The 23,238-nt window shown below is 59.8% G+C and carries 27 protein-coding genes; 20 read left to right on the forward strand and 7 right to left on the reverse strand.

Annotated elements, in window-relative coordinates; all coding sequences use genetic code 11:
• The first annotated feature begins 34 nt into the window (after positions 1–34).
• From ABIB60_RS10545 to ABIB60_RS10555, 3 genes are all read left to right on the forward strand, one after another.
• Positions 35–1,681 (forward strand): S8 family peptidase, encoded by a 1,647-nt coding sequence (locus ABIB60_RS10545; RefSeq protein WP_354579729.1) that lies wholly within the window; start codon positions 35–37, stop codon positions 1,679–1,681.
• Positions 1,682–1,858: 177 nt separating this feature from the next.
• Positions 1,859–2,809, forward strand: coding sequence for a YitT family protein (locus tag ABIB60_RS10550; protein ID WP_354579730.1), 951 nt, complete (start codon positions 1,859–1,861; stop codon positions 2,807–2,809).
• Between the two features lie 305 nt (positions 2,810–3,114).
• Complete coding sequence (locus ABIB60_RS10555) at positions 3,115–3,930, forward strand: MOSC domain-containing protein (RefSeq protein WP_354579731.1); 816 nt, start codon at positions 3,115–3,117, stop codon at positions 3,928–3,930.
• Between the two features lie 48 nt (positions 3,931–3,978).
• On the opposite strand, the gene ABIB60_RS10560 is transcribed toward ABIB60_RS10555, so the two are convergent.
• A complete protein-coding gene (locus tag ABIB60_RS10560; RefSeq protein WP_354579733.1) occupies positions 3,979–4,143 on the reverse strand; it encodes a hypothetical protein in 165 nt (54 codons plus the stop codon).
• A 55-nt stretch (positions 4,144–4,198) separates the two neighbouring features.
• Between ABIB60_RS10560 and ABIB60_RS10565 the strand changes: the two genes are divergently transcribed.
• Both ABIB60_RS10565 and ABIB60_RS10570 read left to right on the forward strand, forming a co-directional pair.
• Entirely contained in the window at positions 4,199–4,999 is an 801-nt protein-coding gene (locus ABIB60_RS10565; protein ID WP_354579735.1) for a DUF547 domain-containing protein, read from the forward strand.
• 89 nt (positions 5,000–5,088) lie between these two features.
• On the forward strand, positions 5,089–5,766 hold the full coding sequence (locus tag ABIB60_RS10570; protein WP_354579736.1) for a DUF2461 domain-containing protein: 678 nt from the start codon (positions 5,089–5,091) through the stop codon (positions 5,764–5,766).
• Between the two features lie 81 nt (positions 5,767–5,847).
• On the opposite strand, the gene ABIB60_RS10575 is transcribed toward ABIB60_RS10570, so the two are convergent.
• The gene (locus tag ABIB60_RS10575; RefSeq protein WP_315999225.1) at positions 5,848–6,471 is read right to left on the reverse strand and encodes a deoxynucleoside kinase; all 624 of its coding nucleotides are present in this window, start codon (positions 6,469–6,471) and stop codon (positions 5,848–5,850) included.
• A gap of 114 nt (positions 6,472–6,585) precedes the next feature.
• Here ABIB60_RS10575 and ABIB60_RS10580 point away from each other — a divergent pair, with 114 nt between their 5' ends.
• The gene (locus ABIB60_RS10580) at positions 6,586–7,044 is read left to right on the forward strand and encodes a hypothetical protein (protein ID WP_354579738.1); all 459 of its coding nucleotides are present in this window, start codon (positions 6,586–6,588) and stop codon (positions 7,042–7,044) included.
• A 70-nt stretch (positions 7,045–7,114) separates the two neighbouring features.
• Here the strand turns inward: ABIB60_RS10580 and ABIB60_RS10585 are convergent, their stop codons facing one another.
• The gene (locus ABIB60_RS10585) at positions 7,115–7,777 is read right to left on the reverse strand and encodes a DUF6565 domain-containing protein (protein ID WP_315999223.1); all 663 of its coding nucleotides are present in this window, start codon (positions 7,775–7,777) and stop codon (positions 7,115–7,117) included.
• Between the two features lie 159 nt (positions 7,778–7,936).
• Between ABIB60_RS10585 and ABIB60_RS10590 the strand changes: the two genes are divergently transcribed.
• Together ABIB60_RS10590 and ABIB60_RS10595 are read left to right on the forward strand one after the other, a co-directional pair.
• A complete protein-coding gene (locus tag ABIB60_RS10590; protein ID WP_354579740.1) occupies positions 7,937–8,449 on the forward strand; it encodes a GNAT family N-acetyltransferase in 513 nt (170 codons plus the stop codon).
• 48 nt (positions 8,450–8,497) lie between these two features.
• On the forward strand, positions 8,498–8,779 hold the full coding sequence (locus tag ABIB60_RS10595) for a CDGSH iron-sulfur domain-containing protein (protein WP_502915121.1): 282 nt from the start codon (positions 8,498–8,500) through the stop codon (positions 8,777–8,779).
• A 72-nt stretch (positions 8,780–8,851) separates the two neighbouring features.
• On the opposite strand, the gene ABIB60_RS10600 is transcribed toward ABIB60_RS10595, so the two are convergent.
• Complete coding sequence (locus ABIB60_RS10600; protein ID WP_315999220.1) at positions 8,852–9,103, reverse strand: acyl-CoA-binding protein; 252 nt, start codon at positions 9,101–9,103, stop codon at positions 8,852–8,854.
• A 128-nt stretch (positions 9,104–9,231) separates the two neighbouring features.
• Between ABIB60_RS10600 and ABIB60_RS10605 the strand changes: the two genes are divergently transcribed.
• Together ABIB60_RS10605 and ABIB60_RS10610 are read left to right on the forward strand one after the other, a co-directional pair.
• Positions 9,232–10,524, forward strand: a complete 1,293-nt coding sequence (locus ABIB60_RS10605; protein ID WP_354579741.1) for an amidohydrolase family protein — start codon at positions 9,232–9,234, stop codon at positions 10,522–10,524.
• A gap of 84 nt (positions 10,525–10,608) precedes the next feature.
• Positions 10,609–11,109 carry a CinA family protein gene (locus ABIB60_RS10610; protein WP_354579743.1) on the forward strand — a complete coding sequence of 167 codons (501 nt, stop codon included), beginning with the start codon at positions 10,609–10,611 and terminating at the stop codon, positions 11,107–11,109.
• A 209-nt stretch (positions 11,110–11,318) separates the two neighbouring features.
• Here ABIB60_RS10610 and ABIB60_RS10615 read toward each other — a convergent pair whose 3' ends face one another.
• Positions 11,319–12,371, reverse strand: coding sequence for a hypothetical protein (locus tag ABIB60_RS10615; RefSeq protein WP_354579745.1), 1,053 nt, complete (start codon positions 12,369–12,371; stop codon positions 11,319–11,321).
• A gap of 151 nt (positions 12,372–12,522) precedes the next feature.
• On the opposite strand from ABIB60_RS10615, the gene ABIB60_RS10620 reads away from it, so the two are divergent.
• Positions 12,523–13,776 (forward strand): zinc dependent phospholipase C family protein, encoded by a 1,254-nt coding sequence (locus ABIB60_RS10620; RefSeq protein WP_354579746.1) that lies wholly within the window; start codon positions 12,523–12,525, stop codon positions 13,774–13,776.
• A 105-nt stretch (positions 13,777–13,881) separates the two neighbouring features.
• The gene (locus ABIB60_RS10625) at positions 13,882–14,610 is read left to right on the forward strand and encodes a peptidylprolyl isomerase (RefSeq protein WP_354579747.1); all 729 of its coding nucleotides are present in this window, start codon (positions 13,882–13,884) and stop codon (positions 14,608–14,610) included.
• Between the two features lie 35 nt (positions 14,611–14,645).
• Here the strand turns inward: ABIB60_RS10625 and ABIB60_RS10630 are convergent, their stop codons facing one another.
• Complete coding sequence (locus ABIB60_RS10630) at positions 14,646–15,008, reverse strand: hypothetical protein (RefSeq protein ID WP_354579749.1); 363 nt, start codon at positions 15,006–15,008, stop codon at positions 14,646–14,648.
• A gap of 151 nt (positions 15,009–15,159) precedes the next feature.
• Positions 15,160–17,271: a M13 family metallopeptidase gene (locus ABIB60_RS10635; RefSeq protein WP_354579751.1), complete on the reverse strand. Its 2,112-nt coding sequence runs from the start codon at positions 17,269–17,271 to the stop codon at positions 15,160–15,162.
• A gap of 530 nt (positions 17,272–17,801) precedes the next feature.
• Here ABIB60_RS10635 and xseA point away from each other — a divergent pair.
• From xseA to ABIB60_RS10675, 8 genes are all read left to right on the forward strand, one after another.
• Entirely contained in the window at positions 17,802–19,292 is a 1,491-nt protein-coding gene (gene xseA / locus ABIB60_RS10640) for an exodeoxyribonuclease VII large subunit (RefSeq protein WP_354579752.1), read from the forward strand.
• Between the two features lie 15 nt (positions 19,293–19,307).
• A complete protein-coding gene (gene xseB / locus ABIB60_RS10645; protein ID WP_354579754.1) occupies positions 19,308–19,532 on the forward strand; it encodes an exodeoxyribonuclease VII small subunit in 225 nt (74 codons plus the stop codon).
• Between the two features lie 81 nt (positions 19,533–19,613).
• Entirely contained in the window at positions 19,614–19,976 is a 363-nt protein-coding gene (locus ABIB60_RS10650; protein ID WP_354579755.1) for a hypothetical protein, read from the forward strand.
• A gap of 73 nt (positions 19,977–20,049) precedes the next feature.
• Positions 20,050–20,685, forward strand: coding sequence for a hypothetical protein (locus ABIB60_RS10655; RefSeq protein ID WP_354579756.1), 636 nt, complete (start codon positions 20,050–20,052; stop codon positions 20,683–20,685).
• Between the two features lie 76 nt (positions 20,686–20,761).
• A complete protein-coding gene (locus tag ABIB60_RS10660; protein ID WP_354579757.1) occupies positions 20,762–21,175 on the forward strand; it encodes a hypothetical protein in 414 nt (137 codons plus the stop codon).
• Between the two features lie 130 nt (positions 21,176–21,305).
• Positions 21,306–21,941, forward strand: a complete 636-nt coding sequence (locus ABIB60_RS10665; RefSeq protein WP_354579758.1) for a hypothetical protein — start codon at positions 21,306–21,308, stop codon at positions 21,939–21,941.
• Between the two features lie 53 nt (positions 21,942–21,994).
• A complete protein-coding gene (locus ABIB60_RS10670; protein ID WP_354579759.1) occupies positions 21,995–22,807 on the forward strand; it encodes a sensor histidine kinase in 813 nt (270 codons plus the stop codon).
• The gene (locus ABIB60_RS10675; RefSeq protein WP_354579761.1) at positions 22,804–23,229 is read left to right on the forward strand and encodes a response regulator; all 426 of its coding nucleotides are present in this window, start codon (positions 22,804–22,806) and stop codon (positions 23,227–23,229) included. The genes ABIB60_RS10670 and ABIB60_RS10675 overlap by 4 nt, the downstream gene beginning before the upstream one ends.
• The last annotated feature ends 9 nt before the right edge of the window (positions 23,230–23,238 follow it).

Raw genomic sequence — 23,238 nt, forward strand, 5'->3', positions numbered from 1 at the left:
TCATTGCGTCCGATACTTTTTGCTTTCGTTCTGTATGCATTTTTCCTTCCCCTCCCGGCTGCGCCTGCTAGGCTTGTCCGTGCTGTTTCCGGTTTTGGCTTCAGCCCAAACCACTCCGCCTGCCTCCGACGCCCCGGCCCCGGTAGCGCCCGCCTCCCCCCAATGGTACTTGCTGGATGCTCAGCAGGACGGGGGCGTGATGGGCGTGAGCGTGACGCGGGCCTACCGGGAGCTGCTGCAGGGCAAGGCCTCTACCCCCGTACTGGTAGCCGTAATAGATGCCGGCATTGATACTGCCCACGCCGACCTGCGCCGCGTGCTCTGGCGCAACCCCCGCGAAGTGGCTGGCAACGGCCTCGACGACGACAAAAACGGCTACGTGGACGACGTGTACGGCTGGAACTTCCTGGGTGGGGCCGATGGGCGCAACATCAACGAGGAAGCCCTGGAGGAAACCCGCCTGCTGGCCCGTTTGCAGCCCCTCTACCAGGGCAAAACCCGCACCAGCGTGCCGGCAGCCAAGCGTGCGGAGTACGACCTGTACCTGAAAGTCAAGAAAAGCTACGAGGCCAAGGTGAAGGAAAACACCGAGCAGCTGCAGCAGTTTGCCCAAGCCTACGCCGAGAACAAACAGGGCGCCGAAGGCCTCAAGCAGGCCTTGGGGGTGGAGCGCCTGGACACCGCCACCCTGCGCAACCCGCCTACCCAAAACCCGGAGCTGCGCCAGGTCACCACGGGCCTTTACCAAACGCTCATCCAGACGGGTTTTGCTTCCTTGGATGATGTGCTGGTAGAAATGCAGAGGGGCCTGCAGGAAACCAAGGACCAGCAACAGTACGGCCTGAACTTGAAATTCAACCCCCGCTCCATTGTGGGCGACCGGCCCGACGACCTAAAGCAGCGCGACTACGGCAACCGGGACGCGGCCGGCCCCGACCCCATGCACGGCACCCACGTAGCCGGCATCATCGGGGCCGACCGGGAAAACAGCGCGGGCATACTAGGTGTGGCGCCCAACGTGCAGATTATGTCGGTGCGGGCTATTCCGGATGGGGATGAGCGGGACAAGGATGTGGCCAATGCCATCCGCTACGCCGTGGACAATGGCGCCCAGATCATCAACATGAGCTTCGGCAAGTACTACTCGCCCCAGCGCCCGGCGGTGGAGGAGGCCATCCGCTACGCCGATACCAAGGGTGTGCTGCTGATTCACTCGGCCGGCAACGAGAACAACAACCTGGACAATACCACCCAGTACCCCTCGCCCAATTTCCTGAACGGGCAGCGCATCCCGAACATGATTACCGTGGGTGCCTCTTCCCGCCTCAACGACGAATCCTTGGCCGCCGACTTCTCCAACTACGGCAAAACGCAGGTGGACGTGTTTGCGCCCGGCAACCAGATTTATTCGACCCTGCCCGGCAGTAAGTACGGCAACCTCAGCGGCACCAGCATGGCGGCGCCGGTGGTTGCGGGCATTGCCGCCACGCTCAAATCGTACTTTCCCCAACTCACGGCCGCTCAGCTTAAGCGCATCATTCTGGCCTCGGCCCAGCCGGTGCATACCAAAGTGCGCCAACCCGGTAGCACTAAGCTGGTTGACTTTGCGGAACTGTCGCGCACGGGTGGCATTGTAAACCTGTACCGGGCCGTGCAGCTGGCCCAGCAACCGGCCCAGTAGCTCCGCCCATTTCTGCGCCCCGCGCAACCCTGCCCCCGCTGCCACCTCCTGCTTAAACGCAGGCGGGCAGCGGGGGCAGCGGTTTTTCGGCCTCACCGCTCAGATTTAACCCTTGGGCCGCTCTGGCGTATCCTATACTCAGGTGGCGCTTGTGCCTTTGCTTTTTACCCCCGACTTATGTCCTCACAGCAACTACCTCAGCCCGGTAACCAGTCCGCGGCCTCCTCCCAACCCACTACCAGCCTCCCCAGCAAACCTGCCCGCGACGCCCTGTGGTGGCGGCGACAGATAGTAAATACCCTGTTGATGGTAACGGGCGTGTTTTCGGCTGGTTTCGGGCTGGAAAGCTTCCTGCTGCCCGGCGGCTTCCTGGATGGAGGCGTAACGGGTATTTCCCTGTTGCTGGTGCAGGTGTTCGGGCTGCCGCTGCCGGTGCTCATTGTGGTACTCAACATTCCTTTCGTGCTCATGGCCTGGCGCCAGCTGGATACGGGTGTGGCCATCCGGAGCCTGATTGGCATTGTGGCGCTGGCTATTGTGCTGGCGGTTATGCCCTACCCCATCATCACGCAGGATAAACTGCTGATTTCCGTGTTTGGCGGGTTCTTCCTGGGTGCTGGCATTGGCTTGGCCATGCGGGGCGGCGGGGTGCTCGACGGCACTGAAATTATGGCCATCTACCTGAGCAAGAAGTCCAGCATGACCATCGGGGATATTATCCTGGTGTTCAACATCCTGATTTTCGGGGTAGCGGCTTATATCCTGTCCATCGAAACGGCTCTGTATTCCATTTTGGCCTACTTAGCGGCGGCCAAAACCATTGACTTCGTGATTGATGGCCTGGAGGAGTATACCGGCGTTACCATCATGTCGGGACAGGCAGATGCGGTGCGCCGCATGATTACCGAGGAAATGGGCCGGGGCGCTACCGTGTACAGCGGCAAAGGCGGCTACGGCACCCACGGCCACCAGGCCAATGCCATCGATATTGTATTCACCGTCATTACCCGCCTGGAGCTCACCAAACTCAAAACCGAAGTAGAGCAAATTGACCCTAATGCCTTCATGGTAATGCACAGCGTGAAAGAAACCAAGGGCGGCATGATCAAGAAGCGCCCCCTGCACTAAGCGGTGTGGATAGTAACGCTTCTTACTACCAAGCGGAACGTCATGCAGAGCCTAGGTGAAATTGTGAAAGGTGAAGTTGTGAAATAGTGAAACCTTACACAAAGAGCATGTCGTGGCAGACAGCGCGAAGCCATGACATGCTTCCCATTCACAGATACGGAAGTTCTGACCTGTTCAAAAGCCCCGGGCGTACCCACGTCCGGGGCTTTGTGCTTTATAGGGAGTAGCGCGCTGCCAGAACGAACTGCTTTGTCCTACCCACAACTTCACTTCTCACAACCTCACCATTTCACCATCTTTGCAGCATGGCTGCACCCTTCCTTCTCTCCGACCTGTACATTTATCCGGTAAAATCCCTGGGCGGCATCCGCCTCACGGAAGCCACAGTAGAGCCGCGCGGCCTGCGCCACGACCGGCGCTGGCTGGTTGTGGATGAGCGCAACCGCTTCATGACGCAGCGGCAGACAGCCGCCATGGCCCACCTGAGGGTAGCGCCGGCGTACAATGGCTTCCTGCTCAGCCACCAGCAACGCCCCGAGCTACTGCCCCTGTATGTGCCCTTCACCGCTACCCCCGAAAAGACGCTGTTCGTCACCATCTGGGATGATATGGTATTTGCCTGGCGGGCCAAGCCGGAGTGTGATGAGTGGCTCTCGGAGGCCCTGGGGCAGCCTGCCAAGCTGGTGTACATGTCGGATATGGTGCGCCGCGACGTGGAGCCGGAGCACAACCCCGAGGGCCAGCTGGTGAGCTTTGCCGACGGCTACCCCTTTCTGCTTATTGGGCAGGAGTCGTTGAATGAGCTGAACACCCGCCTGGCCGAGCCCGTGGAAATGGACCGGTTCCGACCTAATCTGGTATTTAGCGGGGGCGAGGCCTTTGCGGAGGATGCCTGGGAGTATTTCAGCATTGGCGACCTGCGGTTCCGGGCCGTGCGCGGCTGCGGCAGGTGCGTGCTTACCACCATTGACCCCCACACTGCCCAGAAGCACCCCCAGGGCGAGCCGCTCCGGACGCTGGCCACCTACCGGACCGAGGGCAGCAAGGTCATGTTCGGGCAAAACGTTACGGGCTTCGGCAGTGGCATCCTGCGCGTCGGCGACTCGCTCACCCCCCGGTAGCAGCGCCCGAATACACCCCACTACCTAAGCCCCGAAAGGTGATAGGGCCTACTGCAATGGAGCATCTTGCCGGGAATAGAACAGGCCTGATAAAACAATATTCAGCGGAATAATTGTGTTTTGCCAAGCTAAAAGCAAATCAGTATCTTTGTCAACCTCCTGGTTTTGAAATACTGCTGCTTCAGATAGGCCCGCCGTTTCCTCACGAGCCATTCTGCAGCAGTCTTGCCCTGCCGCCCTCTCCGTTCTTTGTCTTGCCCCTCTGCACATGCCTGCAACCCGCCGCTTCCTCGTCCGCTTTTTTTGCCTGCTGCTTGGTGGGCTCCTGCTGGCAACTTCTGGGTACGCTACCGCCAGTAGTGAACTGCAGGCCCCCTGGAATACGCTACTCCACCGCTACGTAACTCCCGATGGCCGCCTGGACTATGCTGGCTTGCTAGAGGAGGAAGACAAGCTGCTGGGGTACCTGCAAGGCCTGCGCAAAGTAAAGCCCGACCCGCAAACCTGGACTCCCGCCGATACAGAGGCGTTCTGGATAAACACCTACAACGCGGCCGCCACCTACCTGATTCTGCAGTACTACCCCGTGGCCAGCATCAACGATATTCGGGTGAAAGTGGTGGGGGGCAATAAAACGCCCTGGGAAGCGCCGGTGGTGAACGTGGGCGGGCAGAGCTACTCGCTAAACCAAATTGAGCGGGAAATGCTCCGCAACCAGTTCCACGACCCCCGGGTGCACTTCGCCCTGATGTACGGTGCGGCCTCCACGCCAGCCATTCTGGCCGAGGCGTATGATGGCGCCCGCCTCAGCCAGCAACTAGACCAGCAGGCTCGCCGCTTCCTCAATGACCCAGCCTTCAACCAGCTTACCCCCCAACGGGTACAGCTGTCCGGGCTTTTTGAAGCGTACGGCGCCGAGTTTGGCTCCGAAGCGCAGCTGCTGGAATTCGTAAACCAGTACGCTCGTGTACCGATACTGCCCACTGCGAAGGTAGAATACCTGTCTTTCAGCTGGGCTCTGAATGACCGTACGGGCCTCAGCAGCTCCCAGGCCCTGGGCAAACAGTAGGGCTGCCGCTAACCCCACTTGGCAACGCCCCGTACCGCTTAGCGGTGCGGGGCGTTTGTTTACGGCCCTGTCTCACGTACTTCCCACCTATGAACCTTCCCCTCGTTCTGGACTTTTTGCGCCAGTTGGCCGCGCATAATAATAAAGCCTGGATGGACGCCCACCGTGCCGACTACCATCAGGCCCGCGCCGAATACACAACCCTGGTTGCCAGCTTACTGCGCGACGCCTCCACTAGTCTGGAGCCCGGGCTGCGGGGCCTTACGCCCTCAGACGTGATGTTTCGCATCAATAAAAACGACCGGTTTCAGCAGAGCGACGAGCCCTACAAGCGCCACATGGGAGCCGGCCTGAAGCCTGGCGGGCGGCATAGCCCCTGGGCGGGCTACTTCATTGCCCTGGAGCCCGGCGGCGAAACCTACATTGGCGCGGGGCGCTGGATGCCGGAACCCCAGCAGCTGGCCCGAATCCGCCAGGAAATCCACTACAACGCTCCCGCTTTTCACACCGTCCGCCAGGACGCCCGTCTCCTGCGCCACTTCCCCCTGGGCCTCGACACGTCTCAAAGCCTCAAAACCGCTCCTAAGGGCTATGACCGTACCGACCCCGACATTGAGTGGCTGAAGCTGAAAAGTTACTTCGTGTGGCAATCCTTTTCTGACGCGGAAGTAGCCCGCCCGGATTTTACGGCCCGGGTGCTGGAAGCCTGGCAAGCCGCCAAACCATTCGTGGATTTTCTGAATGAAGCCATGAAAGCGGAGGAGTAGTGCTTAGTGCGTATGAAAAGAGGCCCTGCCAGGTTACGGCGGAGCCTCTTTTCATACGCACTAAGCACTAACAACTAAGCACTAAAACAGCCCGAACAGTGTGCTGTTGATTTTGTCGATGATGACGCTTAGGTCTTCGGGGTTATTTACGTAGTCGAGGTTGTTCACATCCACGATGAGCAGGCGGCCTGCGGTGTAGCCTTTGATCCACTCCTCGTAATGCTCGTTCAGGTGCTTGAGGTAGTCAATCTTGATGTTGTTCTCATAGTCACGGTTGCGCTTTTCAATCTGCTGCACCAGCTTGGGCAGATCAGCGCGCAAGTAGAGCAGCAAATCGGGTGGGTTCACCATACTGATCATGGACTGGAACAGGTTCAGGTAGTTCTGGTAGTCCCGCTCCGACATGAGGCCCGACTGGTGCAGGTTGGCCGCGAAAATGTGCGCATCCTCGTAGATGGTGCGGTCCTGAATAACCCCTTTGTTGTTCTGCTGCAGTGCCTTGATGCGCTGGGTTTGCTGGAAGCGGCTATTGAGGAAGTACACCTGCAGATGAAACGCCCAGCGCGGCATGTCGTCATAGAAATCCTTGAGGTAAGGATTATGGTCGACGTCCTCCAGAAATACTTCCCAGTTGAAGTGGTGGGCCAGCTTGTTGGCCAGAGTGGTTTTGCCAGCCCCAATGTTGCCGACTATTGCAATGTGCATGAGCGAGACACGAAAAAAAACGAAGGCTCAAAAATAGCGGATACCCGCCGAACCCAACGCATTATCAACGCCTTCGTACAAGAATAGTACACGCCCTATATTACGCCTCATTGTATGGACTCGCTGCACTTACAACCACTAGGCACCTTGCCGGATGCAAATGGGGCAGTATTGGTGGAGCTGCAGTACGCCGCACCCCAAAAGGTGCTATACGTGCGGTGGTTTGGCAACCTGACCAGCCGTGAGGTAACCTTGGTGGCTCAGGAGGCATTGAAGCTGCAGCGGCAATACCCGTTTGCCCTCCTGCTGAATGACAAAATCAACGCCACCGGCGACTGGGTGGAGGCCATGGACTGGCTGGAATACGAGTGGTTGCCCCGGGTTACGGAAGGCGGGTTGCGGGGTATAGCATACGTGTTCTCACCCGACATGCACAACCAGCTGGCCAGTATGGAGTTTTTCGAGCGGGTAAGGCAGTATATACCTATTCAGATGTTTCATGATGTACCGGCGGCCTGGCAATGGCTGCGCCGGCAAGGGCTTCCCCCTCGCGCGGCAGCATTGCCCCAGTAGGTGCCTCTATTAACCGCACTGGCCCCGGCTGCCTGAGCAACCGGGGCCAGTGTAGCGCTGCAGGCAGGCACTATTCGCGGATAACGTCCTTCACGTCCCGGGCTTTTTCCAGAGTCCGAAATTCTCCTTGCAGGCTCCGGATGCGCAGCCGCTCCTCCAGGGGCAGTTGGTCGCGCACTTGGTCGTAGCGGGCATTCAGGCGACTGAGTACAGCGCTGGCGGCGCTCCAATCGGCCTGGGTCCAGTCCTTTTTATCGGTACGCATGGTTTCTACCAGGCGGAAGTACAGGTCGGGCAGCTCCGTAGCGCGGGCCTTGCTGATGTTCACATCTTCATTGAGCAGGCGGCGCTGGGCCTGGTCGGCGGTAGCGGGGCGGCGGGCGGCAGCATCCAGGCTATCCTGGCGGGTGGCCCAGCGCTGGTAGCGTACTTTTTGGGTGCTGTACTCCTTTTTGCCCTCCACCGTCAGGCTATCCACAGCTTTGTCTATGCGGCGGCTTTGGCGGTCAAACTCCTCACTGATACGCGGCAGCTCGCGGCGCGCCGTGGTAGCGGCGCGGCTTACTTTATCGTTTACCCAGTCGCTAAAATCGGCTAAATCCCGCTCCAGGCCGGCCGTGGTGGCCGTGCCGGTAGCAGGCTTGGTGGTTTTGCGGGGTGTTTGCTGGGCCGAGGCCGAAAAGGCCAGCAGGCTGGCCGCCGTGAGCAGAGTATAGGCAACAGGAAGTTTCATAGGGCAAGTAAGGGGAAAAGGTGGGTAGTGGAAAGAAGCAACAGAAACGGCTCCCCAGTCCGGACCTGTACGCTGAAGCAGGCAATTTCCGGCCCAAAAACGAATGAAACCGGTATTCGGGTTCGGTTTTGCCGCAGATAATGCCGTTTTTTGCTGGCTATGTCCGTTACCGAAGCCCCCGCAATTCGTATTCAGGCCGCCACGCTGGCCGATGTACCAACCATCATGCAACTGGCCGAGGCCACCTGGGAGCCAACGTACCGCTTCATCATTTCGCGGGAGCAGATTGATTACATGTACCGGGTGATTTACACCCCTGCTTCGCTACAGCGACAGATGACGGAGCAAGGGCATACGTTTCTGCTGCTGTACGTAGATGAGCAGGCGGCCGGTTATGCTTCCTTCTCCGAGCAGGGCGAGGCGGGCCTCTACAAGCTCCACAAAATATACGTACTGCCTTCCCGCCAGGGTATGGGCCTGGGCCAGCGCCTGCTGCAGGCGGTGGAGCTGGCCGTGCGCGAGGCCGGCGGGCACATGCTCGACCTCAACGTGAATCGGCATAATCCGGCCCAGGCTTTCTATGAGCACCAGGGTTTTCAGCGCCACCGGGAGGAAGACATTGCCATTGGTCCTTACTGGATGAACGACTACGTAATGCGTAAGCATCTGTAGATTTTACTCTATTTTCCCCCTCTTTTTCACTCCCCACTTTCTTCTTTTATGGCCACAAAACTCACCGTCCTGAGCAATGGCTCCCTGCGCGTAGATGGCACCGACTTCGAGCTGGTTGATGCCCAGGGCAACCCTTATGGCCTTGGTGGCCGGGAGCGAATCAGCATTTGCCGTTGCGGCCTCTCCAAAAACAAGCCGTTCTGTGATGGTTCGCACAAGGGGCACTTCGAGCACAATGCCGAGGCCTTCGACCTGCCCGCCCCCAAGCTCGCCACGCCGCCCGTAACGCCGCCCGCCGCTCCCGATGCCGGCGCGGCCCCACTGGCGTAACCGTCCAGGCACAAAAAAGCCGCCCCGCTCAGCACCATGCTGGGCGGGGCGGCTTTTTTGTGCCTCAATGGGCTAGAACAGGGAGTTCACGAAATCTACGTACTCCTGGCGGGCTTCGTCCTGGCTTTTGCCGCGCTGCCCGGCCCAGGCATCGTACTTGGCAATGGCTTTGAAATCGAACCCACCGGGACGGTCGCCGGATACGTCGCCCTCACTGCCCTGCTTGTACAGGGAATACAGCTTGAGCAGGGTGGCGTTGTCGGGCTTGGCGGTCAGTTCTTTGCTGCGGGCGGCAGCGGCTTCAAATTCTTCGGGAGTGGCCATGGGGTAGATGGATAATGGAAAATGAATGAGGTTGCGGCAAAATATACGGACTGCGGCGGAATTAGGCTGCATGCAGCATTTATTTCTCCCCTATCTTCCTGCTTCTCTCCCACTTTCATCCGCTACCCATGCCCCTACCTCTACGCTTCCCTCTGCTGGCCGCCGGCCTACTGCTGGCTCTTACCGCCCAGGCCCAGAAAACCTACCTGCACTGCGGCCGCCTGCTGGATATGCGCTCCGAGCAGGCCCGCAGCACCGTAACGCTGGTGGTGGAAAACGGCCGCGTGGTGGCCGTGGAGCCGGGCTACTCGGCCCCCGCCAGCCCACAGGATAAGGTCATTGACCTGAAAAACCGCACCGTGCTGCCGGGCCTCATCGACTGCCACGTGCACTTGGAGGGCGAAACCAGCAAGGATAATTATCTCAAGGAGTTCACTCAGAACCCGGCCGATGTGGCCTTTGGCTCCCTGGAATACGCCCGCAAAACCTTGCAGGCCGGCTTTACCACCGTGCGCGACCTGGGGGGCTCCGGCGTGAACATTGCCCTGCGCAACGCCATTAACCGGGGGCAAGTGGCGGGCCCGCGCATTTTCACGGCGGGCAAGGCCATATCGGGCACGGGTGGCCACATGGACCCCACCAACGGCTACCGCCTCGACCTGATGGGCATGCCTGGCCCGGCCGAGGGCATAGCCAACGGCCCCGACCAGGGCCGCCAGGCCGTGCGCGAGCAGTACAAGCGCGGGGCCGACCTCATCAAGATTGCCAGTACCGGCGGGGTGCTCAGCGTGGCTAAGGATGGCTCGGCCCCGCAGTTTACGGAGCAGGAAATTCGGGCGGTGGTGGAAACGGCGCGGGATTTGGGCCTGGCCGTTGCCTGCCACGCCCACGGGGCCGAGGGCATGAAGCGGGCCATTCGGGCGGGCGTCACCAGCATCGAGCACGGCACCCTCATGGACGAGGAAACCATGAAGCTGATGAAGAAAAACGGTACCTGGTACGTGCCCACCATCACGGCCGGCAAATCGGTAGCCGACTCCGCCAAAATTCCGAACTACTATCCGCCCCTAGTAACGCCCAAGGCCCTGGCCATCGGCCCCAGATTGCAGGGCACCTTCGGCAAAGCCTACAAAATGGGCGTTAAAATTGCGTTTGGCACCGATGCCTCGGTGTACCGGCACGGCGTGAATGCTCTGGAATTCCGCTACATGGTGGAGGCCGGCATGCCCGCCTACGAGGCCCTGCGCAGCGCCACCGTATCGGCCGCCGAGCTGCTGGGCCAAACCGGCAGCCTGGGTACGCTGGAGCCCGGCAAGCTGGCCGACGTGGTAGCCGTGGAAGGTGACCCGGTGCAGGACATTAACGCCATGCAGCGGGTGCGTTTCGTGATGAAACAGGGCGTGGTGTTTCGGCAGGAGTAAGCCCCAGACAGCCGGGCCAGGCGCAAGCTCGGCCGCACCCTTCTCAAAGGGGCGTGCGTAGGCGGGGTACATTCCTTCCCTGCTATGAAAAAGTCCGTTCCTGACGAGCTAGTCCAGAATTTCCTCAAGCACAAGCTTACGCTGGCCCTGGCCGAGAGCTGCACCTGCGGGCTGGCCGCCGCCCAGTTGGCCTCGGCCACGGGCGTGAGTGAGGTACTGCTGGGCTCGGTGGTGACCTACCACCCCGAGGCCAAGCAGCGGCTGCTGGGCGTGAAGAAAACCACCCTGACGGCCTACTCCGCCGAAAGCCAGCAAACCACCAACGAAATGGCCCTGGGCCTGCACCGCCAACTGCCCCACGCCGATGTGTGCGTGGCCGTAACCGGCCTTTGCGGCCCCGGCAAATCAGAAACGCCCGAGAAGCCGGTGGGCACGGTGTTCGTTACGGTGCTGTTTCAGGGCAAGGCTCACGAGTACCGGGAGCAATTCAAAGGCACCGGCGACGCCCTGCGCCAGCGGGCTACCGACTTCATTTACGAGAAGCTAAACGAACTCATTGAACGGCAGCAGCTGGCACCGGCGTAAAGTTGTTGCTGGTTGTTAGTTGCTGGTTGTTGGTTGTTGGAGCGGTATCAGGTTGTACCTGGAACATCGTTTGAAGCTCACTAAACGTCATGCTAAGCCTGTCGAAGCATCTCTACCGCTTCACTTCAACAGCATTGATGAGCCAGAGGTAGAGATGCTTCGACAGGCTTAGCATGACCGTTTTGAAGCTTTCAGACACAGCCTGACAACTAGCTTCCGTCTCCTTCCAAGGCCTTATTGGGGGCCAGTAGCATAATTTTCAGGTTGAGGCGCACTACGTCGCCCATGCTGCGGCAGCGGCTGAACTGCTGGGTGCGGTGGTGCTGGTTGAGCTGCTGCTTGAGTTGGCTGACCTTCTCCGCGGGCGAGACTTCGTCGTGGCGCAGGCAGTCTATCAGGTCTTTGAGGCGGTGACGCTCCGAGCGTACCCGCCGGGCCATGAGGGTGCGCTCCTCGGTCTGGTACTGGCGGATGCTTTCGGGCGTGAGTAACTTACCACAGAGCTGCACTACGGCCCTGTTATCCTTGAAAAACTGGGGCAGGTACATGTTCTTCTTGCCCTCGTAGCACTGCTGGTCGAAGTCGATGGCCCGGACGCGGTACTGCTCATCCTCAAAGTCGGGGGTTACGTCAATGATGTAGTTGTAGGCGCGCATATCGCCCAGCAGGCGGGCAAAGCACCGCTCATTGAACTTCACAAACTCCTTGGCAATGCGCACCTGGTTGAGGTGGGGCCGCTGCAAATGGTCCCGGATAAAGTCGTCGCCGGGGATGCCGGCAATGTGCTCCTCAATGAGCGTATCGCCGTGCACCAGGTAGTTCATGCTGTTGGGGCTCAGCAGGTGCTCCAGCTCCAGGCCGTACACCCGCGAAGCATCGGCCCGCTTCACATAAAAGTAGTCGTAGTTGTCGTTGAGCTGGTTCACGATGCGCACCCGAAATGGGTTGCTATTCCCGAACCGGCAGTAGTCCACCCGGTCGGCCACCAGGTGGTCGGTGAAGGATAAGTCACCGGCCGTTTTGAGCAGGGCGTACACCTCGGCCAGGCCTTCGCTCAGCTCCCGCAGGGCCTGGGGCTCATAGTACACCGTTTCCCAGAGCGTGTCGCGGCCCTGGCGGTTTAGCAGGGGGAAGGAGCCCGTAAAGCGCGTAAGCTCCTGGTAGGTGACGGGCAGGTGGGTTTCCCGGTCGTACTGGTGCAGGTAGGCGCGCAGGCGGGGCCGGATGGCGTAGGGTATCTTCTTCTTGGAAATGAGCGTCACGGGTGGGGCGGCTAGGAGTAGGCTGGCGCTAATGATACGCGGTTTTCTGGTTGGGGGCGGCTAGGCCAGGCGGGCAACCCGCAAAAAATCAGCACGTCAAGCGGGCGGTTTGTACCTTCGTCTCTCGTCTTTCCTTCGTCAGGACCGTGCCATGAAAAAACTACTACTCACCCTTTTTATCGTGCTGTTGTGCCCGGTGTTGTCGCCGGGCTGGGGCTTTTTTGGGCACCGCACCATCACCCAGTTGGCCGTGTATTCTTTGCCTTCCGGCATGCGCAGCTTCTACTTCCGCAACATGGGCAAGCTGGTGAAGCTGAGCACCGCCCCCGATGAGCGCCGCGACCAGGACCCCACCGAGGCCAGCAAGCACTTTATCGATATTGACCACTACGGCGACGACCCTTTCGGGCTCATGCCCAAAGCCTGGGACAAAGCCGTGGCCAAATACACCGCCGATACCCTGCGCAAATACGGCACCCTGCCCTGGGCCGTGCTGGAAACCAAGGAAAAGCTCACCACGGCTTTCCGGGAAAAGGATACCACCGCCATCCTGGCCCTTTCCGCCGACCTGGGGCACTACGTGGCCGACGCCTACGTGCCCCTGCACACCACTGAAAACTACGATGGGCAGCTGACCAAGCAGGAAGGTATTCACTCCCTCTGGGAAAGCAAGCTGCCCGAGCGCCACATCGGCAAGTACAAGCTCAACAACGAGCCCGGCCGCTATGAGAAGGATCCGCTAAAGGGCATCTGGCAGGTAATTCAGGAGTCGTACGGCTTCCTGGGCGACACCTTCGATAAGGAAGAGGAAGTAACCCGCAAGTACACGCCCGAAACCAAGTACGTGTTCAGCCACAAGTACGGCAAAACCCGCCGCGCTTACTCCGACGCCTTTGCCGACTCTTACCACGAAAAAGTAGGCGGCGAGGTAGCGTTCCGCCTGAAAATGGCCCCTACCATGGTAGCTTCCATGTGGATGACGGCCTGGAAAGATGCCGGCTCGCCCGACCTGAACGCTCTGCTCAAGAAAAAGCCTTCAAAGGAGGAACAGGAGAAGCTGGACGCAGAAATGGATGCCTGGAAGGATAACCTGCTGCTGGAGCAGGGCCTGCTGCTGTCCATGCAGAAGATAGCCGCCGAAGCCCGCCCCGACCTCATCAACGCCGCCCGCGACATGGCCCCGCTGCCCGCCGACGCAGAAGCCGCCAAACCCGCGCCGGCCGTACCCGCTGGCCCCGTGCCCGGTGCCCCCGCCCTACCCGCTGGCACCACTAAAGTCAAAACGAAAACCAAACCTGCCGACGGCCCCAGCCAAAAGGAGAAAGCCAAAGCCGATAAACCGGCCAAAGCCAAGAAGAAACCCGCTTCGGATGGGTGGGATACGCCTAGCGGCTCGGGCTGGTAGGCGGCTCCGGCCGGCACCATATGGCATGAAAGTGCGGCTCCGCTCCGGCGGGGCCGCACTTTTTTTGGTTTCTTGCACCCGCGCCCACCTTCTTCCTTCGCTCCAATGCAGTTTCGTTTTACTTGGGTACCCGTCCTGACTCTGTTGGCCGCCTGCAACCAGCCCCAGCCCGATACCGCCACCACGGCCGCCAAGGCCGAAGCCCCCGGCCCCGACCTCCGTTCCCTGGCCGACTCCAACGTGGTGCAGCTGCTCACCGACTACGGCCGCCAGTACCCGGCCCGGGAGGTAGTGCTCCAGACGCGTCACGGCAACATGCGCATCCGCCTCTACGACGACACGCCCCTGCACACAGCCAACTTTCTGCTGCTCAGCCGCAAGGGCTATTTCGACCAGACGGTGTTTAATCGGGTGGTCAAGGACTTTGCCATTCAGGGCGGCACTTCCGATAAGCTGGCCCTGCGCCTGAGCCGCTACCGCCTGCCCCCCGAAATCCGGGCTGAGCATTTCCACAAGCGCGGGGCCGTGGGTATGGCCCGCTACGACGATGAGCAAAACCCCGGCCGCCTGTCCTCCAGCCACGATTTTTACATTGTGCAAGGCCAAAAGCTCACCGAGTACGGGGCCCAGTCCAGCACCGGCCGCACGCTTACGCCCGCCCAGCTGCGCACCTACACCACCATCGGCGGCGTACCCAGCCTGGATGGGCAGTATACGGTGTTTGGGGAAGTGGTGGAAGGCCTGGACGTCATCGACAAAATTGCCGCTGAGCCCGTGGGCAACGACAAGTGGCCGGTGCAGGACGTAGGTATCAAGGTAAAAGTGCTGAAATGAGCCGTGCGTACTTCCGGCACGTGATAAACTGTTACTTACCGCAGCACTTCCACTAGCCGCGCGTGGTTGACGTCGCCGGGCTGCTCGTGCAGCAGCTCCAGGGCTTGGGCGCGGGTGTAGGTTTCGAGGGTGGTGGAGAAGCTGGCGGGTACGGGCGCCGCCGTAGGCAACTCGGGCACTGGTTGGCGGGCAGCCGCTATATCTACGGCATCAGGGCGCACGGTTTGCACCCGGTAGAGGTAGAACTGCGGCTTGGCAGTGCCCGGCGGCTGAAACTGCACCACGTACACGTCGCCCACCTGCGGGTGTTGCACCAACTCCTGCACGTTGACGTTGGGCCGGCAGGCGGCCAGCAGGAGCATACTTCCGCCCACCAGGGCCCGAACAAAATTTTGCATAGGGCAAGATAGAGCCGTTTCGCCAATGGCCCCGGTCTGGCTCCTAACCGGAAGGTGCAGCCACTGGCCTAATCATCAAAAAGGCGTTCCGTGCAGTGCACGGAACGCCTTTTTACTTAACAGCCGGCCATCAGCTAGCCGCTCACTTCATCTACCAGATGCGGGCCCGGTTGGCCTGGGCGCGCACCATTTTGGCGTCTTCCTTGCAGCCAAAGGCCTCAAAGAACTCGGGCATGTTCATGAGCGGGCCCACCGTGCGATACTGCGCGGGCGAGTGGGGGTCCGTCATTACCTGCTGGCGCAGGTACTCGGGTCGGGCATTGGTGCGCCATACCTGAGCCCAGGCCAGGAAGAAGCGCTGCTCGGGCGTAAAGCCATCAAACTTGGGGCGGGCACCGGAGGCGTACTGCTTGGCCAGTTGCTTTTCCAGGGCCGAGTAGGCTAGGGCGAGGCCGCCGAAGTCGGCCAGGTTTTCGCCCATGGTCAGCTTGCCGTTCACGAACACTGAATCCAGGGGCGAGAAGGCCGAGTACTGCTTGCCCACCATGTCGGCGCGCTGCTCAAACTTGGCGGCGTCCTCCTTGGTCCACCAGTCGCGCAGGTTGCCCTGGGCATCATACTGGCGGCCCTGGTCGTCGAAGCCGTGGGTGATTTCGTGGCCGATTACCGCGCCCATGCCACCGTAGTTCACCGCGTCGTCGGCATTGGGGTCGAAGAACGGGGGCTGCATGATACCGGCCGGGAACACAATTTCGTTCATCGACGGGTTGTAGTAGGCATTCACCGTGGGCGGGGTCATGCCCCACTCCTGCCGGTCGATGGGCTTACCGAACTTGCTGGTATTGTCGTTGAATCCCCACTCGCGGGAAGCCAGCACGTTTTTCAGGTACGATTCGCGGGAGATGTTCAGGGCCGAATAGTCCTTCCACTTGTCTGGGTAGCCGATTTTGACGGTGAAGGCGGCCAGTTTTTTCTGGGCCTCGGCCTTGGTGGCGTCGCTCATCCAGTCCAGCTTCTGGATGTGTTCACCCATAGCCTCCTTGATGTTGGCCACCATTTCCTGAGCCTTTTGCTTGGTAGCGGGCGTGAAGGCCTTTTCTACGTACACCTGGCCAAAGGCTTCGCCCAGGGCACCGTCGGTGGAGCGCAGCATACGCTTCCAGCGGGGCTGCTGCTTTTTGGCTCCACTCAGCACCTGCGAAAAGCGGAACGACTCGTCGCCGTAGGCTTTGGGCAGGGCCGAAGTCAGGGAAGATACCAGGTGCCAGCGCATGTAGGTTTTCAGGTCGCCGATGGGCTCCTGCTTGAGCATAGTGCTTACTTCCTTGAAGAAAGCGGGCTGACCCACAATAACCGTTTTGGCCGAGCTCAGCTTCATCTGAGCCAGCGAGTTGGGCAGGTTCAGGTTCGGAAACTGCTTGCTGGCTTCCGCCACCGTCATCTTGTTGTAGTTGGCGTTGGGGTCGCGCAAGTCTACGCGGCTCTTGCTGGCTTTGGCCAAGCGGGTTTCCAGGCGGATTACCGTGGCCGCGTTTTTGGCAGCCGTGGCCTCATTCTCGCCCAACATCTTGAAGGTATTGGTGAGGTAGGTGGTGTAGGCCGCGCGGATACCCTTGGAGCGGGCGTCGTCCTTGAGGTAGTAGTCCCGGTCGGGCAGACTCAGGCCGCCCTGGAACAGGTTTACCGCGTACTCGTCGCTCTTTTTATCATCCTGCCCCACGTAGCCGTTGTAGAACGCGCCGGTCTGAATTTTCTGGGCACGCACGATTTCGTTCTGCAGGCCTTTCAGGTCTTTGATGCCGTTGATGCGGGCCAGCTCGGGCTGCAGGTACTTCAGGCCGGCTTTTTCAATGCCCATGGAGTCCATGGCTGAGGCGTAGTAGTCGCCTACCTTCTGGGCGTTGGAGCCTTTGGGAGCTGAGGTGTTGGCCGCCGACTCATCCAGAATCTGGCGCATCACGGCGTTATTTTTGTCGGCCAGCTCGTTGAACGAGCCCCAGCGCACCTCAGCGGCCGGAATAGGATTGTTCTTCAGCCAGCTACCCGAAGCGTACTGGAAGAAGTCGTCGCAGGGATTCACCGACTTGTCGATGTTGGCCACGTTCAGGCCGGTGCCGGCGGGGTCGGGAGCTGGGGCGGGCGTGGTGGTTGCGGGCGTAGAAGCCGCCGCGGTGGGCGCGGCGGTTTTGCTGGAGGCGCAGCCGGCCAACGACAAGCCGGCGGCAGCCAAAGCAGCCAGCGAAAGACTGTTGCGGTTCTTCATGGAATGAGAAAAATGAGTTAGCGAAGAGGGGGAATCAGTACGGATAGGCAAGGTAAAAGAATTTGCCGGCCTCCTGCCCGCTTCGGCGGAACGCAAAGACAAAACCCCACCGTTAGCCGTTGCACTAGGTGTGGACAGTCACGCTTCTTACTCCCAAGCGGCACGTCAGGCAGAACATGTGGCGCCTGGAGCCAGGGACGAAGCATCTCGCATGCTGAAGTCTGCTTACCCTTGCAACGTCAGCACGCGAGATGCTTCGCCTCCGGCTCTGTATGACGTGGCGTTATGTAGGCTTACTTACTATCCACACAGCCTAGTGAGTGACTGAGCACGTGGGCATCTGCTTTGGCCCCGTCTGTTACTCTGTGCACAGCAAAGGGGCTTACCAACCCTGAACGACTATTGGAGGAACGGCTTGTTCTCACCAAGGAAGGGCCTTCGTGGCAGCGGAGTAATTGCGCAATTACTCCGCTACCCCAGTTGCCCAACGAAGTTACTCTCCGTCTTCACCTCGTACCTTTACACCTGGAATGCCTTTATACAACCGCCGCCCCGAGCCGGGCCTTACCGCTGCCAAACACCTGCCCCCGGCCGCCATGCCCCTGAGCGAGCTGCTGGCCCGGGTGCGCCAGACGCTGAGTGAGCGGTTTGCCGATTCTTACTGGGTTGTAGCCGAAATTGCCGACCTCACCCTGCCCCGCAGCTACGGGGCGCACTGCTACCTCACCCTCTCCGACCAGCACACCACCGGCCGCGGCGCCCAGCTCAAGGCCCAGGCCCGGGCCACCATCTGGAGTGCCCGCTACCAGCAGCTCTCCGCCGCTTTTGAGGAGCAGACTGGTCTCACCCTGCGCACCGGCCTCAAGATTATGCTGCGGGTGCAGGTGAAGTTCCATGAGCAGTTTGGGCTGAGCCTGGATGTAGTGGCCCTCGACCCCACCTACACCGTGGGCGACCTGGCCCGGCTGCGCCTGGAAACTTTGCGCAAGCTGCAGGCTCAGGACTTGCTGGAGCGGCAAAAGCGCCTGACTCTGCCCTTGGGTGTGCAACGCGTGGCCGTTATTTCCTCGCCCACGGCGGCTGGCTGGCAGGATTTTGTGCAGCAGCTGCGTGAGGCACCCTATGACTTCGCCCTCCTTCTGTTTCCGGCCACCATGCAAGGCGACGACTCCCCGGCCAGCATCCGGGCGGCGCTGGATGCCATCCGGCCGCGCCGTCAGGAGTTCGACGCCGTAGTGATTATCCGGGGCGGGGGCTCCAAAACCGATTTGCTGGCCTTCGATGACTATGGCCTGGCCGCCGCCGTGGGCGCGTTTCCGCTGCCCGTACTCACCGGCATCGGCCACGAGCGGGATGAGGCCGTGGTGGACCTTACGGCCCACCTCTCCCTAAAAACGCCCACTGCCGTAGCCGCCTTCCTGATTGAGCGGCTGGCCCGGCTGGAGGCTGCGTTGGAAGGCTACGGGGGCCGTATCCGGGAGTTGGCCCAGGCACGGGTACAGCAGGAAACCGCGCGGCTCAACCGCCTGCTTCGGCACGCCCACATGGCCGCCCAAACCCAGCTCCAAGACCACCGCCACCTGCTACACCAGCGCATTCGGCTGGCGGCCCAGGCCCCGCGGGCCCAACTGCGGCAGCAGGAGCAGCACCTCACCCGGCGGCGGCACCAGCTGCACCGGGCCGCCCGCACCGCCCTGCGCCACCAGGAGCAGGGGCTGCGGCGGCGGGGCCGGGCCCTGGCTCAGCGGTTCCGCCGCTTGCACCGCCGCCGCCGCGAGCAGCTGCTGCGGCACCACCACCAGCTGCAGCTGGCCGCTGTGCGCCTCCTCCACCGCCAAGAGCTGCGACTGGCCCAGGCGCAGGCCCAGGTGCTGCCGCAGGGGCCGGCTGTGCGCCTGCTTACGCCCAAGGGCCGGGCTATTACCGGCCCTCTGCGCCCCGGGCAGGAGGTGTTGCTCCGCCTGCCCGATGCGGTAGTACCAGCCCGTATTGGCGGGCAGCTGCCGCTCTTTCTTCCCTAACGAATTCTTGCGCCCATGTCACCCCAAAACCTTACCTACCGCCAGGCCATTGAAGAGCTGGAAACCATTCTGCGCGCCCTCGAAACCGATGCCGTAGACGTGGACGACCTCACGACCCGCGTGCAGCGCTCCGCCGAGCTGATTCGCCTGTGCAAGCAGAAGCTACGCTCCGCTGAGTCGGCCATTGACCAGGTGTTCGAGAACCTGGAAGAAGAGGACGAGGAATACCCCGAGCAATAAGCCAAGTGCCGGCCGGCCAGATATAGGATATCATTTATATTTGACCTCTTCTGATCTTTCCGTTCTACCTGCTTCACACCTATGACCGACGACAACCTGCAGCAAGCCAGCGACTGGACCCGCAACTACCGCACCCAGAACCCTAGCGGTATCAAAGGCCATTCCTTGCCGGCTGCTACCCTGCAAGCTATTCTGGACCAGCCTACCTGTGTAGGCGTCCGCGCTTATTACGGCTTAGATGATACTGGGGCTCCCAAACTGGTATTGGTGGGCTACGATGCTGATAACAACGACATTCTGAGCGGCACAACTAGTGCGGCGCGTGGCGTAGCAGACGAAGAAGCTGCATCACTAAGTTCTGCTAGCACTTCTTCGGCGCAGATAGCAACAGACCTGCCCCCCTGTCCGCCCAATTGCAGTACTGAAAATCCCTTAAACAGCTAGAAGTAGGCTCATCGAAATGCCCGTTTGGCTTGAAACACTATGCAAAAGCCTTGAACTTGTAGCCTATTGGGCTATGGTAATTCCTATTGCCATAGCCCACTACAACCGCCGATGGTTGGTTGGCGGCCTCCGAGCCCTGCGTTTTGTGCCGCTCTTTCTGCTGGGCATGTACTGTTGCCTGCAGGTGGCCATACGCTTGTGGAAGTATGGCCTGCCACTTAACCACGTGAATACTGTTGGGGAGACGCTCCTGTATTTGAAAGTATACCATGATGAATTTACGAGCACCATCATCAAGCGCCGTGTTCGGGTGGCGGGCGCTGTATTCCTGTGCTTTGCCTTCGTCGATTCCTTTTGGCTGGAGGGTTTCCACCAAATTAATGCCTACACCAACTTGGTGGAAAGCGTGTTGATTATTACCCTCGCGCTGCTGTATTTTGAAATACATATTGTGAGGAGCCAGAAAATTGCCGCCCTGCAAAAACCAATGTTTATTGCCTCTATTGGCATCATATTATATTTGGCCGGCACCGTCGTATTATACTTGATTACCAATTACTTAATTAATAAGAACGACGCAGAAAATTCCACTTTGGTTTATTCTTTTAGTTCTGTTTTATTGCTCATCATGGCTATTTTATTCAGCCGGTCCTTTTGGTTGGCCCGTCAGGCACCCCCATCTGGGAAGCTGGATGTAGCTGGCTCCTAGATTTTTATTACCTGTTGGGGTAGATATATGCATATATTACCATTGAATATATCCTTCTCTCTGCCTGCACACCTCTATGCTTTTCACTGACCCTATCCCCGGGTTTGTCCCCAACGCCGGCGCCCCCATTGCCCCCGCCGAGGCCGAACAGTGGGCCGCCAACTACCGCAACCAGCCCCAGACCCAGGACGAACTGGCGGGCCGCAAGCGCACCAAAGCCTACTATTTCGGCAACCAACTGCTTGATACCATTCAGCAGCAGCCCGGGTGCGTGGGTATCCGCTTCTACATGGGCCTGGAGCAGGACCTGACCGGCGACAAAAGCAAGGACGAGTACCAGCTGCTGGCCGTGGGCGTAGATGTAAACGGCTACGACCTGGTGCCCCGTACCAGCCCAGCTGGTGAGTTGCTGAATGAGGATGGCATTGTGGGAGATGGTTCGCTGAAATGCCCCAGCGTGTGTGACCCAACGAGCCCGATGAGCAACTGAGGTGACCAGTTACCTAAATAATCTGGTGGCGCTAATTCGGATTTGCACTATTCTGACTGTGGTTCCATTTGCCATCTATAGAGGCCGGAAGCCCCTGTTACAGGGGAGCTTTCGGCCGCTGCATTTTTACTTGGCTGGAGACGTTGTTTGTATCCTTCTGGATATGTTTGGCCGGAAAGTACTACGTAACAATAGCTTTAACTATCACCTTTCTACCGTTTTTGATGTAACTACCCTTTGCTGGCTTTTTGGCGGGCTGCTACCTCAAAAGCAGCGCCGGATACTTGGCTGGGGCTGGGCCATATTCGTGCTGGTAGCCCTCGGCGACGCGCTCTGGCTAGATCCGTTCCTGAGCAGCATCAATGTAGTCAGTCGCATAGTCGGCAACAGCCTCCTGACGGTGCTGGCTATGTACCACATTTGGAATTTGCAGCCGGCTGGTCCTCCGGAAAAGAATCCAGAGCTTGTTCTGGGGGCCATGGTACTTCTGTATTATCCCTGCTCTACACTGGTATTTATTGTGCAGGAGTTACTACCTGCCGACCTTGTAGCCCGCTTCCCTGGGAATAGTGCCGCTATCAGTAGTATGCTACTCTATCCACCGCTCCGGGTACTACAGGTGGGACTGTTGATTTATCTGCTGAGTATTTTGCCGGGTGGCCTGGATGCTAGGCGCACCTTACCCAAGTGGCTGCGCTTCCGAATTGGGCGACGAGCGGAACCGTTCTTTCCGCCCGTTTCTCAGAATATTAACCACTCGAAATAAAAGCGTTTAGCTTACTTTAGCCCGACAGTCATGCCGCCGCTTGCTTTAGTCTGATGCCCGACGCACTTCTACCCTTAGTTCTGGTGACGCCCATTCTGCTTTTGCTGGCACTGGGCATCGTGGGCTTTGTGGTGCGCTACCAGCGGCGGCTGATCCAGCAGCATCAGGAAGTACAGGAATTGCACGAAAGCGCCCAGCAGCAGGCGCTGGAGGCGGCCCTACTGGCCCAGGAGGAGGAGCGCCGCCGCATTGCCGCTGATTTGCACGACGGCGTAGGCACCACCCTGGCCATTGTGAAGCTGCACCTGAACACGCTCAACCAACCCGACCTTACCGAGGAAGCCTCCCTGCTACTGGATCAGGCAATCAATGAAGTACGGCGCATTTCGCGCAACCTGCTGCCGGCGGCCCTGCAGAAGTTTGGATTATCGTTTGCCCTGGAGGCCCTGGCTCGCACCATGCCCGCCGACGGCCCCACCCACGTAGTGGTGGAGCAGGTGGGCACCCCGCGCCGCCTTGAGCCCAAGCACGAGCTGATTGTGTACCGGGTGGTGCAGGAGTTGCTGGGTAATGGCCTGCGCCACGCCCACGCCAGCCAGATTCATATTATAGTGGAGTACGGCCCGGATCAAATGTCTTTGCAGTATTCCGACAACGGCATTGGCTTCGACCCCACTGTTTCGGAACAGCAGCCGCTACCAGGAATACGTACTGGCCTGGGCCTCACTAACCTACGCAGCCGCGTGGGCGTACTGCGTGGTACGCTCCGTCACGAGTCGGCACCGGGCCAGGGCACCAAGGTCTGGATTTCGCTACCCCTGCCCTATCACCTCGCCAATCAGGCTCCCAACCTATCCCTAGCATGAGCACACCTCCTATTCGCCTGGCTGTCGTTGACGACCACATTTTGTTTCGAAAGGGACTTCGCGCCCTCATCAGCGGTTTTCCGGGCATGGAGGTCCTGTTTGAGGCCGGCGACGGGCAGGAGCTGCTGGAGCGCCTCGACCAAGGCACCATTCCGGACGTGATACTGATGGATTTGCAGATGCCCGTGCTGGATGGCCTGCAAACCGTGCGGCTGCTGCGGGCCCAATACCCACAGGTGCGCTCCATTATCATCTCTATGCACGATGAGCCCGAGCTGATTGATTCGTTGCGGGCGGAAGGTGCTCACGGCTACCTGCTCAAGAACGCCAGCCCTGAGGAAGTGCTGGGCGCTATTCAGCGGGCCATTGACACCCGCCCCGGCTCGGGCAACTCCCGGGCTATTCTTACAGCCTCTTTTTAGGAAAGCAAC

The sequence above is a fragment of the Hymenobacter sp. UYP22 genome (assembly GCF_040547285.1).
Taxonomy (GTDB): Bacteria; Bacteroidota; Bacteroidia; order Cytophagales; family Hymenobacteraceae; genus Hymenobacter.